The organism is Pseudomonas sp. MC6 (genome assembly GCF_054790575.1).
This window is the reverse complement of the sequence record NZ_CP186504.1, coordinates 5,916,547-5,932,259: the sequence shown is the minus strand read 5'-3', so window position 1 is coordinate 5,932,259 and position 15,713 is coordinate 5,916,547. Positions and strand designations below refer to the sequence as shown.

The following is a 15,713-nucleotide window of genomic DNA, read 5'->3' as shown; positions in this document are numbered from 1 at the left end:
ATCGCATGTCTCGCTCTAACGTAATACTCGCCGGGCTGATTGGCGCCGGCATTCAGGCCTCGCGCACACCAGCGCTGCATGAGCATGAAGGCGATGCCCAAGGCCTGCGTTATCTATACCGATTGATCGATCTCGATCAACTGAACATGGACAGCACTGCCCTTCCCGACCTGCTGCTGGCGGCCGAGCGGATGAACTACACCGGGCTGAACATCACTTTCCCGTGCAAGCAGGCGATCATCCCGCTGCTCGATGAACTGTCGCCGGAAGCCAAAGGCATCGGCGCGGTGAACACGGTAGTGCTGAAGGACGGCAAACGTGTCGGTCACAACACGGACTGCCTCGGTTTCGCCGAAGGTTTTCGCCGAGGTCTGAAAGACGCCGCCCGCGAGCGTGTAGTCCAGATGGGTGCCGGTGGAGCAGGCGCGGCAGTGGCCCACGCATTGTTGAGCGAAGGCGTACAGCAACTGAGCATTTTCGATGTCGACAGTGAGCGCGCCGAGAGCCTAGCGAACAATCTCAATCAGCATTTTGGCTTTGGTCGTGCAGTGGCCGGTCGGGATCTGCCGAGCTCGCTGAATCTGGCTAACGGTCTGGTCAACACTACGCCAATGGGCATGGCCAAACTGCCGGGCATGCCGGTACCAGTCGAGCTGCTGCGCAAGGAATTGTGGGTGGCGGAGATTGTGTACTTCCCGCTGGAAACCGAACTGCTGCGCAATGCTCGCGCGCTGGGTTGCCGGACGCTGGATGGCGGCAATATGGCGGTGTTTCAGGCAGTGAAGGCGTTTGAACTGTTCAGCGGCGTGGTGCCGGATGCGCAGCGCATGCTCGCGCACTTTCAAAGCATGAATGGCTAAAAACCTGTGGGAGCGAGCCTGCTCGCGAAGGCGTACGGCCAGCCAATACATCTGTTGACTGACACACCGCTTTCGCGAGCAGGCTCGCTCCCACAGGGACGGTGTCAGGCCTGCAGGTAGCGCAGCACCGATTCGCAAATCATCTCGCGATGACGCTGCTTGATACTTTCATCCGGCAGATCAATCTGAAAAATCTCGCCAAACGTGTGCCGGTTCGATACGCGATAGAAGCAGAACGAACTGATCAGCAAATGCACATCCAGCGCGTCGAGCCCGGCGCGGAATACACCTTCATCAGCGCCACGACGCAGAATCTCACCGAGCGAATCGAGGATGGTGTTGTTCATTGCCTTGATCGCATCGGAACGCTTCACGTATTCGGCGTTGTGGATATTTTCAATGCTGACGATGCGCACGAAATCGACATTGCGGTCGTGGTGATCGAAGGTGAACTCGACCAATCGGCGAATCGCCTCCACCGGCGCCAACTCGGCCAGGTGCAGGCGGTTTTCGGTGCTGCGAATATCGCCGTAAAGCTTCTCCAGTACCTCGACGTACAACTGCTCCTTGCTACCGAAGTAGTAATAGATCATGCGTTTGGAGGTGTGAATACGCTCGGCGATCGCGTCCACGCGAGCGCCGGACAAGCCTTGCTGGACGAACTCGACGATCGCCTCTTGCAAGATGTTCTCGCGGGTCTTTTCCGGGTTGTTCTTGCGACTCTTGCGCGGCTCCACGGCGGATACTTCGGTCGCTGCGGAAAGTTCTGAATTCATCGTCATTGCGGGCTCACGGCCATCACTGCACAGGCGGCGATTATGGGCTGCGCAGCACAGTGAAGGAAGCCGCGCGGCCCGTGTTTAATCCCGCGTTTACGAATTTCCTACAACTTCGCCTGGCGCACCGCACCACTGCGTGATTTGGCCATCGCCGCCAGACGCACCGCGACGTTCGCTGCGCCGTAACCGGCATAGCCGTTCTTGCGCTGGATGATCTCGAAGAAGAAGCGCCCTTCGAACGGTTCGGTGTAGACGTGGAACAGTTCACCGCCCTGGGCATCACGGTCGTACAAGACGTTGTAATAGGCCAGTTCGCTGAGGAATTCGTCGTCGAAATCGAAGCGCGCAGCAAGGTCATCGTAATAGTTGAGCGGAATATCCAGCAACGGTACGCCGGCCTCTTTGGCGCGACTGACTTCGGCGAAGATATCGTCACAATCGAAGGCGATGTGGTGCACTCCAGAGCCGCGATAACTCGACAGCGCGTGGGAGATCGCGGTGTTGCGGTTCTCGGAGATGTTCAACGGCAAGCGGATCGAACTGTCGCGACTGCGCAGTGCGCGACTTTTCACCAGTCCATACGGATCGGGCAGCACCACTTCGTCGTCCGCTTCGAAATCCAGCAGGCTCTTGTAGAACAGCACCCAACTGTCGAGGCTGTCGGCCGGCAGTGCCATGGCCATGTGATCGATACGCTTGAGACCGCCGCGTGCCGGCGCATCTGCCAGCAGATTGAAATCGGTGCCGTAGACATCGGCCTGTTCATCCACCAGATAAATCAGGCTGCCGTCCGGCGCGCGCACCGCTGCCAGCTCCAGTTCATTGGGGCCGACCAGTCCACGATAGGGCTGACCTTTGTAAGCGACGGCGCGGGCCAAGGCACTGGCGCTGTCCTTGACCCGCACGGCGGTGGCGCACAGCGATGGGCCGTGGGCCTCGAAAAAGCTGTGAGCAAACGAATACGGTTCGGAGTTGAGGATCAGGTTGATGTCGCCCTGACGCAGCAGGCTCACGCTCTTGGAGCGGTGCTGCCCGGCCTTGACGAAACCGAGGCGCTCCAGCCAGTTCGACAGCTTGGCGCCGAGGCTTTCATCCACGGCGAATTCAAGAAACTCGATGCCGTTGTACTCGCTGGCCTTCGGTGTTTCGAAAAGGATTTCGCGATTGGCCACAGGCTGGGCTTCCTGCTCCAGACGCTGGCGAGTCTTCTCTTCCAGATACAGCAGCGAACGCAAACCGTCGGCGGCATTGGCCCGTGGCGGCGCGGCGCGGAAGCCGTCATTGAAGATTTCCAGCGACAGCGGTCCGGTGTAACCACTCTGGATGATCGGCGCGAGGAACCCCGGCAGATCGAACTCGCCCTGGCCGGGGAAGCAGCGGAAGTGCCGGCTCCACTCAAGAACGTCCATGGCCAGAATCGGCGCGTCGGCCATCTGCACGAAGAAGATCTTGTCGCCGGGAATGTCGGCGATAGGGCGCGGATCGCCCTTCAACGACAGCGTATGGAAGCTGTCGAGCAACACGCCGAGGCTCGGGTGATCGGCTTGGCGCACGATGTCCCAGACCTGTTGATACGTGTTGACGTGACGGCCCCACGCCAGCGCTTCGTAACCAATGCGCAAGCCGCGCGCACCGGCATGCTCGGCCAGCAGTCGCAGGTCATCGACCAGAATTTGTTGGTCGCCGACGCTGTCGGCCGAGGCATTGCTGCAGACCAGCACCAGATCGGTGCCCAGTTCCTGCATCAGGTCGAACTTGCGTTCGGCGCGCTCAAGATTGCGCGCCAGGCGATCGCGGCGGCAGCCTTCGAAATCGCGGAACGGCTGAAACAGAGTGATGGCGATGCCGAGATCAGCGCACATCTGTTTAATTTCCCGCGGACTGCCGTCGTAGTACAGGAGGTCGTTTTCGAAAATCTCCACCCCGTCGAACCCGGCGGCGGCGATGGCTTCGAGTTTTTCCGGCAGGGTGCCGCTCAAGGAAACGGTGGCAATGGAACGCTGCATGTTTCAACTCCCGGACTGCGCCGCTTTATCTTTACTGTAGGAGCTGCCGAAGGCAGCGATCGTTTGATCTTTATTCGTGAAAACAGAATCAAAAGATCGCAGCCTGCGGCAGCTCCTACATGGGATGGGTTTTTATAGTAGGGAAATTATTGGCTGCATCGAACGTGGCAGCAATTTAAAGTGTACTACCCGGTTAGTTTTGCGTGCGATTATCGAACACAATGGCGGTTTGGCGAATTGACGATTTTTCGTCCACTGCCCAACATCGACCGCACATTGAGTCCGGATCTGAACCACCGGTCGCAGCGTGCACAGAAAAAAGCACACCAAATAACAAATCCAAAAACGGGTGGAACACATGATTCCTTCACAGACTTCCCGCATGGCCCCGGCCATGAGCACTGCCTCAGGTGGCATCGGCGACAAGATCCGCGGCGCCATGGCTGTCGGCAAGACCCGTTGGGGCATGCTGGCGCTGGTGTTTTTCGCCACGACCCTGAACTACATCGACCGCGCCGCCCTCGGCGTCATGCAGCCAATTCTCGCCAAGGAAATGAGCTGGACGGCGATGGATTACGCCAACATCAACTTCTGGTTTCAGGTCGGCTACGCGATCGGTTTCGTCCTGCAAGGTCGCTTGATCGACCGGGTCGGCGTCAAGCGCGTGTTCTTCTGCGCCGTGCTGCTGTGGAGCCTGGCCACCGGTGCCCACGGTCTGGCAACGTCAGCCGTTGGCTTTATGGTCTGCCGGTTTATTCTCGGTCTGACTGAAGCGGCGAACTACCCGGCCTGCGTGAAAACCACGCGCCTGTGGTTCCCGGCCGGCGAACGTGCGGTTGCCACCGGCATCTTCAACGCCGGCACCAACGTCGGTGCGATGTTCACGCCGATGCTGCTGCCATTGGTCCTGCACGTCTGGGGCTGGCAAGCAGCGTTCCTGTGCATGTCGGCACTCGGCGGGATCTGGTTGCTGTTCTGGGGCTTGAAGTACTTCAACCCGGAAGATCACCCGAGCGTTAAACAGTCCGAGCTGGACTACATCCAGCAAGAAGTCGAACCGGAACAGGCCCGCGTGCCGTTCTCGAAAATCCTCCGTATGCGTGGCACCTGGGCCTTCGCCCTCGCCTACTCGCTGACCGCGCCGGTGTTCTGGTTCTACCTGTACTGGCTGCCGCCGTTCCTCAATCAGCAATACAACCTGGGCATCAACGTCACCCAGATGGGTATTCCGCTGATCATCATCTACGTCACGGCTGACTTCGGCAGTGTCGGTGGCGGCATTCTGTCTTCGTTCCTGATCGGTCGCGGGATGAACTCGATCAAGGCGCGGCTGCTGTCGATGTTCCTGTTCGCCTGCTGCATCATCGGTGTGGTCATGGCGGCTGGCTCTGCCAATCTGTGGGTGGCGGTGGCCGCGATTTCTCTGGCAATCGGTGCGCACCAGGCCTGGACGGCGAACATCTGGAGCCTGGTAATGGACTACACGCCCAAGCACATGATGAGCACCGTGTTCGGTTTCGGCGGCATGTGCGCAGCGATCGGCGGGATGTTCATGACCCAGATCGTCGGCCACATCCTCACCGTGACCAACAACAACTACACCGTGTTGTTCACCCTGATTCCGGCGATGTACTTCATTGCGCTGACGTGGATGTACTTCATGGCACCGCGCAAGATTCCTACCGTCACCGAATAACCTGCCTACACAACGCTACCTGTAGGAGTGAGCCTGCTCGCGATGGCTTAGTGTCAGTCAATAACTTCATCGACCGACACTCCGCCATCGCGAGCAGGCTCACTCCTACAAGGTTTTGCGTAACCTACTCAGCGGCGGCTCTGCTGCCACGCTGCCGCCAGTCCGCTGCAACAGATCACCGCGATGCCTATGATCGTCAACAGACTCGGCGTGTGATTGAACAGCAACCAGCCCAACAACCCCGCAAACACGATCTGGCAATAACCGAACGGCGCCAGCAGCGCCGGAGCGGCATGACGGAATGCCTGGGTGAGAAACAAATGCGCGGTCATCCCGCAACTGCCCAGCGCCAGCATCAGCCCGGCGTGGGTCAACGTCGGAACCTGCCAGAAGAACGGCACCAGCGCACTCATCACCAGCGTGTTACACAGCCCGGCGAAAAAGTTACTGGTGGTCGGGCTGTCGACTTGCGCAAGCTTGCGGGTCAGCAACTGATAGAAGCAGAAAAACAGCGCCGAACAGAATGGCAGCAATACCGCTGGGGTGAACAGTTCACCACCCGGGTGGACGATGATCAAAACGCCGATAAAGCCGCAAATCACCGCGATCCATTGGCCGCGAGTCACCCGCTCTTTGAGCAGCGGCACGGACAAGGCTGTCACCAATACCGGTGCGAGAAAGTTCACCGCCGTGGCTTCCGCCAGCGGGATATACAGCAGGGCCGTTGTGAAAAACAGGCTAGTACCGAGTAGGCAAAGTGCTCGGGTCAACTGCCATAACGGCTTCTTCGTGCGCAAAACGCGCAACCCGGATTGCGGCAGAAAAATCCCCGCCATCAGCAGTGTGTGCACCAGATAACGCGCCCAGACCACCATCACGATCGGATAGAAACCGGACAGGTATTTCGACAACGCGTCGTGACTGGAAAACAGGAAGGTTGCCACGACAATCAGCAAGATCCCCTTGAAGGGTTGGTTGACTCCGGAGAGCGGGGTGCTGACGGTCATTGGATTTCCTTGTGGAGCCATAAAAGATCAAGAGCTTCGCAGGCAGTCTCGCCTCCCCCTGTGGGAGCGGGCTTGCCCGCGATAGGTGCGCAGCACCGCTTACAGGCGCGCCAACAACGCTCGAGTTTTATCAATCGCCATCTGCGCCCGCCGTAATCCGCTCACGCCCTGCTCGAGCAGTTTCACAGTGGGAATTTCCAGACTCAGTGGAATATTAGTCGGCAGCGCTTTCAACAACCCGAGCAGATCACAATCACCCTCGCCGGGAAACCGCCGCTCGTTGCGCGCCTGACGCAAGATCTCGGCCATATCTGACGGTCTCGGCCCCGCCACATCACATAATTGTGCATAGCGCAGCCTCGACGGCGACACTGTTTGCAGATCCTCAAGCCGTGAAGCCGAACGATCAAAGTGGAATGCATCAACCAGCACCGCAGCGTTTTCCCGATCAGCGTTTCCGACAATTCGCAGCGCTTGTTCGAGGTTGCGCGCATCGGTCCAGGGCATGAACTCCAGATGCGGGTGCAAGCCGTAAGGCGCGGCCAGATCGCAAAGGGCGGCGAAGTTGTCGGTGAGTCGTTGCTCGTCAGGATCATTACCGGCGATGAGTAATTCCGTGGCGCCAAATTCCGCGCCCACTGTCAGATGTTTCTCGAAATCGGCGACGACGGTCTGCGGTTTCAAACGCAGGATTTCCACGTCGAGCACACGGATGCCGGTATCGCGCAGGCGCTGCAAAGTCTGACGGCGCAATTCAGCATCAGCGACCAACGGGAAATGATGCTCCTCGGGCGTCGCCGGTTCCAGACGCAGTCCGACATGACTGTAACCGGCCCGCGCAGCGACTTCGACCATTTGCGGTGGCGATAACTCCAGCACGGTAAGGCTGGCCAAGGAGAGGATTCGTTCACTCATATTCAAGCCTCGACCAGTGCAGGGGCGCAGGCTCGACCGGTAGCGGCAGCCTCGCGAATGGCTTCAATCAACGCAAGGGTGCGGGCGGCATCGGCAGCGCTGACCAGCGGCTCGACTTCACGCCGCGCCACACGTACGAAATGCTGTAACTGCAAGCGTAAAGCGTCGTCACCGCTGTAGGACTCTTCGACCATCAACAAGGGTTCATGCCAACCGGCGTCGACCTGATCAGCGGCGTAATGCCAACGCTTGAGTTGCGGAATGCTCAAGGCGCCAGCAGTCCCGGCCAACAGATAACACGGCTGATCGGCCTGACGCGGATAGACCGGGTTCTCACCGGAATCCAGCTCCCAACTCCATGGCGCCGCCACTGCATCGGACCCGCTCAGGGTTCCCAAGGTGCCACCTTCGAATTGCAGCAACACCGCCGCGCTGTCTTCGTTGGCGAACCCGCGCACGGTGTTGTCGGTGATCGCTTGCACCGAGCGCACCTCACCGCACAGATGCCGTAACAGATCGAGGTCGTGAATCAGATTGGTCAGCAACATCCCGGCGCCCGGTTCGCGGCGCCACGGGATCTCGAAGTAACTGTCGGGTTTGCGCAACTGGAACAGCGCGGTCACCGTGGTCAGCCGCCCGAGCGCCCCGCTCTGCACTAATTCATGAGCGCGAACGATCAGTGGGTTGTGGCGCCGATGATGGCCGACCAGCACCGGCACGCCGCTGCTTTTGACCGCCGCGACTAGCTCGCGCGCTTCATCCAGGTGCACCCCGACCGGTTTTTCCAGCAACACCGGCACACCCGCCGCCAGGCAATCGAGCGCGGTGCTGACGTGTTGATTATTCGGATTGGCGACGATCACCGCGTCTGGCCTGATCTGCTCGAGCATCTGACGGTGATCGGCGAAATGCCTTACACCCCAATCAGCCGCAAGCGCTGCGGCTTGCGGCCCGGGATCAGCCACTGCGCACAGCGTCGCTTCGCTGAGGGTTTGCAGATGCCGATAATGTTGCTGGCCCATATTGCCGGCGCCGATCAGGGCGATTCGAAGGGGCGAATTCAAGGTGCGGTCCTCTTGTGATTGTTCTCGGAATAACACTCCACAAACAATTTAGAACCGAGTTCCAGAATCAAACACCCATCCATCTCAAAAACGTGCGAACACCGCACAACTTCGTGGACAACAAAAATCCCCTGTAGGAGTGAGCCTGCTCGCGATCACGGTGTGTCAGCCAACATTAATGCCAGCTGATACACCGCGATCGCGAGCAGGCTCACTCCTACAAGGGCACTGCGTGAATTCGGATTAGATAAACAGTTCTGAGGCCAGGCTTGCTGCTGATAATTCTTCGGTGAATGTCAGCAACAACGGCGCCAGTTCATGCAACCGTGCCCCCGGCATCCGCGCACTCGGTCCGGCAATACTCAGTACGCCGATCACCCGACCATCCGTTGGATGCTTCACCACCGCCGCAATCGCCGAAGTGCCGACTGCCGAGCTCTCCTCGACCCAGGCATACCCCTGCTCGCGGGCCAGGCGCAGGCGTTCCAGCAACTCGATATTCGAGCGCGGCGCATTCGGCCCGACGCCCACCGGCACCTCCGCCGCCTGCCGCTCGACCAGCGACAACGCCTCGGCATCGCTCATGCACGCCAGCCACGCATGCCCGGACGCGGTGTAGAACAGCGGCGCATCGCGGCCCATGTCCGGGTCGTAACGCAGACCGCTGCGCGCGCCCTGCGCCTTGGCGATCCAGGTCTGGCGCTCGCCATCGATGACGCCCAAACGCACCAGTTCGCCGGTTTCCTGCGCCAGTCGATCAAGCACTGGCTGGACGATATCGGCACCGCTGCTCGACAAATACTGGAAGCCCATCGCGACGAGTTTGGTCGACAGGTGATAACGCAAGGTTTCCGCATTCTGGCGCACGTAGCCCAGGCGAATCAGCTCGGCGAGCAAGCGGTGCGTCGCGCTTTTGGGGATATCCAGTTGCTCTGCCAGCGTCTGCATCGGCAGCCCGCGCGGATCACTGGTAAGGGTTTCCAGCACACTGAAAACCCGTTCGATTTGACTGCCGGCCATGGGGATATCCAAAGGAAATTTTGCCGATTCTAGAAGACATCCGCGGTAAAGCGAAATCTGGAACCGGTTGTTCGATAACCGCCCGCTTTGTTGAATCAAAGCTTGTCGTGCTACACCAGCGCTGGTTATTTTCTGGAATCAAATTCCAAAAATAATTCATCGCTGGAGCGTTGTTTGATGTCTGCCGAACTCCCTGATATCGACTGCGACGTATTGGTCGTCGGTTCTGGCGCCGCCGGGTTGTCGGCCGCCGTCACCGCCGCGTGGCATGGCTTGAAAGTCATCGTCGTCGAAAAGGATCCGCTGTTCGGTGGCGCCACGGCCTGGTCCGGGGGCTGGGCGTGGGTGCCGTGCAATCCGCTGGCCCGTCGGGCCGGCATCGTCGAAGACATCGAACAACCGCGCACCTATTTGCGCCATGAACTGGGCGAGCACTTTGACCCGGCAATGATCGATGCCTTTCTTGAAGCCGGGCCGTGCATGGTCGCGTTTTTTGAGCAGCACACCGCGTTGCAATTTGCTGATGGCAACGCCATTGCCGACATTCATGGCGACACGCCGGGCGCTGGCACTGGCGGTCGCTCGGTCATCGCGGCGCCTTACGACGGACGCAAGGTCGGACGCCTGCTCAAGCGCCTTCGTACAACGATGCGCGAAACGTCCTTCATGGGCATGCCGATCATGGCCGGGGCGGATCTGTCGGCATTCCTCAATCTGACGCGGTCGCTGAAAGCGGCATGGCATGTCACCCGGCGCTTTACCCGACATTTGCTAGACCTCGCGGTCCATGGCCGGGCCATGCAATTGGTCAACGGCGTGGCGTTGATTGCACGATTGGCAAAATCCGCCGAAGACCTCGGCGTGTTGCTCTGGGAATCGGCACCGGTGACAGCGTTGCTGCGTGAAGGCTCGCGCATCTCGGGCGCTGTGGTCAAAACAGACAAAGGCCCGATCCGCATTCATGCACGCAAAGCCGTAGTGCTCGCCGCCGGTGGTTTTGCCAATGACATCGAGCGGCGCAAAGCCCTGTTTCCGCGCACGCCGACCGGTCACGAGCATTGGGCGCTACCACCGCTGGCCGTCAACGGCGATGGTTTGCGCCTGGGCGAAAGCGTCGGTGCACGGGTCAATACCGATGTGGCTTCGCCCGTGGCGTGGGCGCCGGTATCGCAAGTGCCACATTCCGACGGCAGCACCGGCCATTTCCCACACATCATCGAGCGCGGCAAACCCGGGATCATCGGCGTGCTGTGTAACGGCCAGCGCTTCGTCAACGAAGCCAACGGTTATTACGATTACGTCAGCGCGATGGTCGCCGCCGCGCCGGAAGGTGAAGAAGTCGCCTCCTGGCTGATCTGCACCCGCGCCTTTCAACGGCGTTATGGACTGGGCATATCGCGGCCATTTCCGCTGCCGGTGTCAGAATTTATCCGCAGCGGCTATCTGAAAAGCGGCAACACCATTGAAGAATTGGCCCGCGCCTGCGGCATCGACCCGAGCGGATTGCGCGAGACCGTGGACGACTACAACCGCCATGCCCGCCACGGCGAAGACCCTTTGTTCGGACGCGGCACCACACCTTACAACCGCAAACAGGGTGATCCAGCGAACCTTCCCAACCCCTGCGTTGCCCCAATAGACACCGGTCCGTTCTATGCCGTGAAAGTCCAGCCGGGCTGCTTCGGCACCTTCGCCGGACTCAAGGTCAACGCCCACGCGCAAGTGCTGGACGCCCACCAACAGCCCATCGCCGGCCTCTACGCAGCAGGTGGCGACATGGCCAGCATCATGGGCGGCCACTACCCGGCGGGCGGTATCAACCTCGGCCCGGCGCTGACTTTCGGTTACATCGCCGCCCGGCACATTGCCGGCATGACTGCTTTCGAACAGGAGATCGACCATGCAGCACATCGTTAACGCCCAAGGTTTGAACATGCCGAAGCTGGGCCTCGGCACCTGGCCGATGCTCGGTGACGAATGCACCCGCGCCGTGGAGCAAGCGCTGGACCTGGGTTATCGACACATCGACACGGCAGCGGCCTACAACAACGAGGACGCGGTCGGACAAGCACTGGCGAATACACCGACACCGCGCGAGCAAATTCACGTCACCAGCAAGGTCTGGTGGGATCAGCTGCAACCCAACGCGATGCGCCACTCCATGGACCGCAGCCTCACTGCTTTGCGCAGTGACTATGTCGACCTGTTCATGATTCATTGGCCGACCACCGACTGGGACCTGCCACGCACCCTCGCCACGTTGGCCTCGTTCAAGGAGCAAGGCCTGGCGCGCAACATCGGCGTGGCGAATTTTCCTCTGCCGTTGCTGCGCAAAGTCGTCGAGGAATACGGCATCGGTCTGTCAGCGATTCAGGTTGAATACCACGTCCTGCTCGGCCAAAACGCTCTGCTCGACTACGCCCGTCAACACGACATGGCACTGACGGCCTACACGCCACTGGCACGCAACAAGGTCTCGGACATCCCGCAGATTCAACAGATCGCCCAAAAGCACGGCGTGCTGCCGACCCAGGTCGCATTGAAATGGTTGCTCGACCAACCCAACGTCGCAGCGATTCCCAAGGCCAGCAGCCGCACCAATCAACTGGCCAACCTCGCCTCGCTGAAAGTCGAACTCGACGATGAAGACCGCGCATTGATTGCCGCACTGCCGAAAAATCAACGCCAGGTCAGCCCGGATTTCGCACCGCAGTGGGATGCGTTTGATCGCTGATTGATAATCCAGCGATAGAAATCTTGCGCGGGATTGAATTTGCCTCGCGCCAGACCGTCAATAACAGGCCCGACCTCGTCAACACGAGGCCGGGCCTGTTTGCGTGTGTGCGAATAGACGGACGACCGGACTGGCGCCACACTCACACAACAGCAACACTCATCACCACCCGATACACACAGAGGATTCCCACATGCTATGGAAAAAAGGCCGACGCAGTGACAACGTCGTCGACGCCCGTGGTGATGATGCCGGCGGTGGCGGCGGCATGCGGTTCGGCGGCGGCAAAGGCCTGAGTCTGGGGGCCATCCTGCTGATCGTCGGTATTGGCTGGATCACCGGGCAGGACCCAATGCAGATCCTCGGTCAGCTCGCCGGGCAATCCACACAGCAATCGGCGCCTACCTCGCAAACCCGTCAGGCACCGCCGGCCAACGATGAACAGGCCGAATTCGTCCGCTCGATCCTCGGCGATACCGAAGACACCTGGGGCACGATTTTCCAGCAGGCCGGGCGCCAATATAAAGATCCGACCCTGGTGCTGTTCAGCAACCGGGTCAATTCCGCCTGTGGTCTGGCCACCTCGGCAACCGGCCCGTTCTATTGCCCCGCCGACCAGAAGGTCTATCTGGACATGGCGTTCTTTCAGGAAATGTCGCAACGCTTCAAGGCTGCCGGCGACTTTGCCCAGGCTTACGTGATCGCTCACGAAGTCGGACACCACGTGCAGACACTTCTCGGCGTCTCGGCGAAAATTCAGACAGCCCGCCAGCAAGGCCGGCAGATGGAAGGCGATGGCGGCTTGCTGGTGCGTCAGGAATTGCAGGCTGACTGCCTCGCGGGTGTCTGGGCCTACAGCGCACAGAAGCGTTTGAACTGGCTGGAACCGGGCGACATCGAAGAGGCCTTGAACGCGGCCAACGCCATCGGTGATGATCGCCTGCAACAACAGGGTCAGGGCCGTGTGGTGCCGGACTCGTTTACTCACGGTACGTCGGCGCAAAGGGTGCGCTGGTTCAAAACCGGATTCGCGCAGGGCCAGGTCGGCCAGTGCGACACCTTCGCGGCGAAAAACCTGTAAATGCATAAATGGCTTTTGGCGTTACTGATCGTTGGCAGCACCGCGCACGCCGCTGGTGTCGATGCGATCAGCCCCGGTCGTTTGCAACTCAAGGCCGGGGAAATGGCGGTGGGTATTGGCCCCGCGCCAGAAAAAATCGAGCGCGTGCTGATCGTCATTCATGGCCGCTTGCGCAACGCGGAAACCTATCGCAAAAGCGCCGAGAGCGCCGCCGAACTGGCCGGGCAAAGTGCGCACACACTGGTGATCGCGCCGCAGTTTCTCAATGAAAGCGATGTCGCGCTGTACTCGCTCCCCGCCACCTTGCTGCGCTGGCAAGGCAACGAGTGGATGGGCGGCGGCTTATCCACAGGGCCGAATCCGTTGAGTTCCTATGCGGCGCTCGACGAAATCATCGGACGGATCAGCGATCGCAAACAATTTCCGGACGTGAAGCAGATCGTAATCTTCGGTCATTCCGGCGGCGGCCAGGTTGTACAGCGCTATGCCCTGCTGGCCAAGGATCAACCGGCGCTGAAGGCCAACGGCATTGGTTTGCGCTATGTGGTGGCCAATCCGTCTTCTTATGCCTACTTCAATGAACAAAGGCCGGTGGCGTTCGATCACGCCAAGTGCGCGGGTTTCAATCGCTGGAAGTACGGTCTGTCAGACATGCCTGTGTACGCCGGTGGGCAAACGCCGTTGCAGCTTGAGAGCAGTTACGTCAAACGCGAGGTGATTTATCTGCTGGGGCAGCAGGATATTGATCCCAAGCATCCGGCGCTGGACAAGCGCTGTGAAGCCGAAGCGCAGGGTGCGTATCGCCTGGAGCGTGGGAAGTTGTACTTTGGCTATTTGCTGCGCCGCCATCCCGAGGGCGTCAATCAGCGGCTGGTGGAAGTGCCCGGGGTCGGGCATAACGGCGATGGCATGCTGACCTCGCCGGAGGGGCAGAAGGCGTTGTTTGAATAAGTTTTGTGCTGATTGATCTGACGCTATCGCGAGCAGGCTCACTCCTACAGGGGAACGCATTCCAATTGTAGGAGTGAGCCTGCTCGCGAAGAGGTCAGCTCAGGCACCAAAGATTTCAGGCCAGAAGCATCCGCCGCAACTCGACACAATCCTTCGCATGCCAATCGGCCAGCTCGGGCCACGGGTTATCCGGCAGATTCACCAACACCGTGCGCGCCCCCGCCGCTCGTCCGCAATCCAGATCAAAGCGGTAATCGCCGACCATCACCATCTCTCCCGCTGGGACTTCCCAAGCCCTTGCCAGTTTCAGCAAACCGCCCGGATGCGGCTTCGGTGGTGCTTCATCACGGCCCAACACATCGTCCACCGCAAAGCAGTCGGCCAAACCAATCGCCTCCAGCGTCACATGCGCCAATTCCCGCGCGTTGCGGGTGAGGATGCCGAGGCGATAGCCCCGCGCGTGCAGATCACGCACCAGCTCTACCGCCCCGGTCGCCGGGGTCGAGCCCAGCGCCAGATCGCGTTCGTGCTCGAGCAACCACGCATGCTTGGCCGCCGCCTCATCCGCCGGCAACGCGGCGAGATGCGTAAGGATGTCGTCCTGCGGCGGAATCGCCAGCGCCACGCGAATCGCCGCAAAGTCATGCACGGCGACGGTCAGCGTGCCGTCCATGTCGAACACCCAGTGCTTAACCTCTTTCAGGCTCATGCCCAATCCTTGCGATGGCGGATCAAACCTTCCTGCGTCACCGAAGCCACCAATTGCCCGGCGCGGTTGTACACGCTGCCACGGGAGAACCCACGGGAATTGCCGGCCCACGGACTGTCCATCGCGTAGAGCAACCAGTCATCGGCGCGCAGATCATTATGGAACCACAGCGCGTGATCAAGGCTGGCGACCTGCATGTCTTTCTGCCACACCGATTTGCCGTGAGGCAGCATCGAGGTGGTCAGCAGGCCAAAGTCCGAAGCGTAGGCCAGCAGGTATTTGTGCAGCGCCGGGATGTCGGCCAATGCGCCGTCGGCACGGAACCACACGTACTTCACCGGATCGGCCGGCTGCGGGTTGTACGGGTCTTTTTCGGTTACCGGGCGTACTTCGATCGGTTTCGGGCACAGCAGTTTTTCGCGCATGTGTTCCGGAATCAGGTGCGCGCGTTGCTGGGTCAACTCCAGCTCCGATGGCAGGTTTTCAGGGCCGACCACCACCGGCATCTGGCTCTGGTGCTCAAAGCCTGCCTCGTCGTATTGAAACGACGCGCTGCAGGTGAAGATCGGGTGGCCCTTCTGGATCGCCGTGACCCGACGAGTGCTGAAACTGCCGCCATCGCGCACGCGATCAACCGAGTAAACAACCGGCAACTTGGCATCGCCCGGACGCAGGAAATAGCCGTGCATCGAATGCACATGGCGCGCCTCTTCAACCGTCTGACTGGCCGCCGACAGCGACTGGCCGAGCACCTGACCACCGAACAACTGGCGGAAACCCAGGTCCTGGCTACGGCCACGGAACAGGTTTTCTTCGATCGGTTCCAGGGTCAGCAAGTCGACCAGATCTTCCAACACTTGGCTCATTCAGACTCTCCTCACACAAAGCACT

14 protein-coding genes are annotated in these 15,713 nt (G+C 60.0%); 6 read left to right on the top strand and 8 right to left on the bottom strand.

What is annotated here, in order from left to right; genetic code table 11:
- Window positions 1-5 precede the first annotated feature (5 nt).
- Window positions 6-860: a shikimate dehydrogenase gene (locus ACOYXE_RS26645; protein WP_160059505.1), complete on the top strand. Its 855-nt coding sequence runs from the start codon at window positions 6-8 to the stop codon at window positions 858-860.
- A 104-nt stretch (window positions 861-964) separates the two neighbouring features.
- Here ACOYXE_RS26645 and ACOYXE_RS26640 read toward each other — a convergent pair whose 3' ends face one another.
- Both ACOYXE_RS26640 and quiC read right to left on the bottom strand, forming a co-directional pair.
- Entirely contained in the window at window positions 965-1,642 is a 678-nt protein-coding gene (locus ACOYXE_RS26640) for a TetR family transcriptional regulator (protein WP_160059506.1), read from the bottom strand.
- A gap of 101 nt (window positions 1,643-1,743) precedes the next feature.
- Window positions 1,744-3,645 carry a 3-dehydroshikimate dehydratase QuiC gene (gene quiC / locus ACOYXE_RS26635; RefSeq protein WP_160059507.1) on the bottom strand — a complete coding sequence of 634 codons (1,902 nt, stop codon included), beginning with the start codon at window positions 3,643-3,645 and terminating at the stop codon, window positions 1,744-1,746.
- 358 nt (window positions 3,646-4,003) lie between these two features.
- On the opposite strand from quiC, the gene ACOYXE_RS26630 reads away from it, so the two are divergent.
- The gene (locus ACOYXE_RS26630; RefSeq protein WP_150650584.1) at window positions 4,004-5,341 is read left to right on the top strand and encodes an MFS transporter; all 1,338 of its coding nucleotides are present in this window, start codon (window positions 4,004-4,006) and stop codon (window positions 5,339-5,341) included.
- Window positions 5,342-5,469: 128 nt separating this feature from the next.
- On the opposite strand, the gene ACOYXE_RS26625 is transcribed toward ACOYXE_RS26630, so the two are convergent.
- The 4 genes from ACOYXE_RS26625 to ACOYXE_RS26610 all read right to left on the bottom strand — a co-directional run bounded on the left by ACOYXE_RS26625 (window position 5,470) and on the right by ACOYXE_RS26610 (window position 9,347).
- On the bottom strand, window positions 5,470-6,348 hold the full coding sequence (locus ACOYXE_RS26625; protein WP_460926881.1) for a DMT family transporter: 879 nt from the start codon (window positions 6,346-6,348) through the stop codon (window positions 5,470-5,472).
- Between the two features lie 99 nt (window positions 6,349-6,447).
- Window positions 6,448-7,263 (bottom strand): sugar phosphate isomerase/epimerase family protein, encoded by an 816-nt coding sequence (locus tag ACOYXE_RS26620; RefSeq protein WP_405122835.1) that lies wholly within the window; start codon window positions 7,261-7,263, stop codon window positions 6,448-6,450.
- Between the two features lie 2 nt (window positions 7,264-7,265).
- Window positions 7,266-8,327, bottom strand: coding sequence for a Gfo/Idh/MocA family protein (locus tag ACOYXE_RS26615; RefSeq protein ID WP_160059509.1), 1,062 nt, complete (start codon window positions 8,325-8,327; stop codon window positions 7,266-7,268).
- 243 nt (window positions 8,328-8,570) lie between these two features.
- The gene (locus tag ACOYXE_RS26610) at window positions 8,571-9,347 is read right to left on the bottom strand and encodes an IclR family transcriptional regulator (RefSeq protein WP_160059510.1); all 777 of its coding nucleotides are present in this window, start codon (window positions 9,345-9,347) and stop codon (window positions 8,571-8,573) included.
- A 177-nt stretch (window positions 9,348-9,524) separates the two neighbouring features.
- On the opposite strand from ACOYXE_RS26610, the gene ACOYXE_RS26605 reads away from it, so the two are divergent.
- The 4 genes from ACOYXE_RS26605 to ACOYXE_RS26590 all read left to right on the top strand — a co-directional run bounded on the left by ACOYXE_RS26605 (window position 9,525) and on the right by ACOYXE_RS26590 (window position 14,113).
- Window positions 9,525-11,264 carry an FAD-dependent oxidoreductase gene (locus ACOYXE_RS26605; RefSeq protein WP_405122833.1) on the top strand — a complete coding sequence of 580 codons (1,740 nt, stop codon included), beginning with the start codon at window positions 9,525-9,527 and terminating at the stop codon, window positions 11,262-11,264.
- Window positions 11,248-12,081: an aldo/keto reductase gene (locus ACOYXE_RS26600; RefSeq protein ID WP_460926878.1), complete on the top strand. Its 834-nt coding sequence runs from the start codon at window positions 11,248-11,250 to the stop codon at window positions 12,079-12,081. The genes ACOYXE_RS26605 and ACOYXE_RS26600 overlap by 17 nt, the downstream gene beginning before the upstream one ends.
- Window positions 12,082-12,274: 193 nt before the next feature.
- Window positions 12,275-13,162 (top strand): KPN_02809 family neutral zinc metallopeptidase, encoded by an 888-nt coding sequence (ypfJ, locus tag ACOYXE_RS26595; RefSeq protein ID WP_150706854.1) that lies wholly within the window; start codon window positions 12,275-12,277, stop codon window positions 13,160-13,162.
- Window positions 13,163-14,113 (top strand): alpha/beta hydrolase, encoded by a 951-nt coding sequence (locus ACOYXE_RS26590; protein WP_160059513.1) that lies wholly within the window; start codon window positions 13,163-13,165, stop codon window positions 14,111-14,113.
- Between the two features lie 115 nt (window positions 14,114-14,228).
- On the opposite strand, the gene ACOYXE_RS26585 is transcribed toward ACOYXE_RS26590, so the two are convergent.
- Window positions 14,229-14,822 (bottom strand): HAD family hydrolase, encoded by a 594-nt coding sequence (locus tag ACOYXE_RS26585; protein ID WP_460926875.1) that lies wholly within the window; start codon window positions 14,820-14,822, stop codon window positions 14,229-14,231.
- Window positions 14,819-15,688, bottom strand: coding sequence for an acyl-CoA thioesterase II (gene tesB / locus ACOYXE_RS26580; protein WP_003228466.1), 870 nt, complete (start codon window positions 15,686-15,688; stop codon window positions 14,819-14,821). The genes ACOYXE_RS26585 and tesB overlap by 4 nt, the downstream gene beginning before the upstream one ends.
- Window positions 15,689-15,713: the final 25 nt, after the last annotated feature.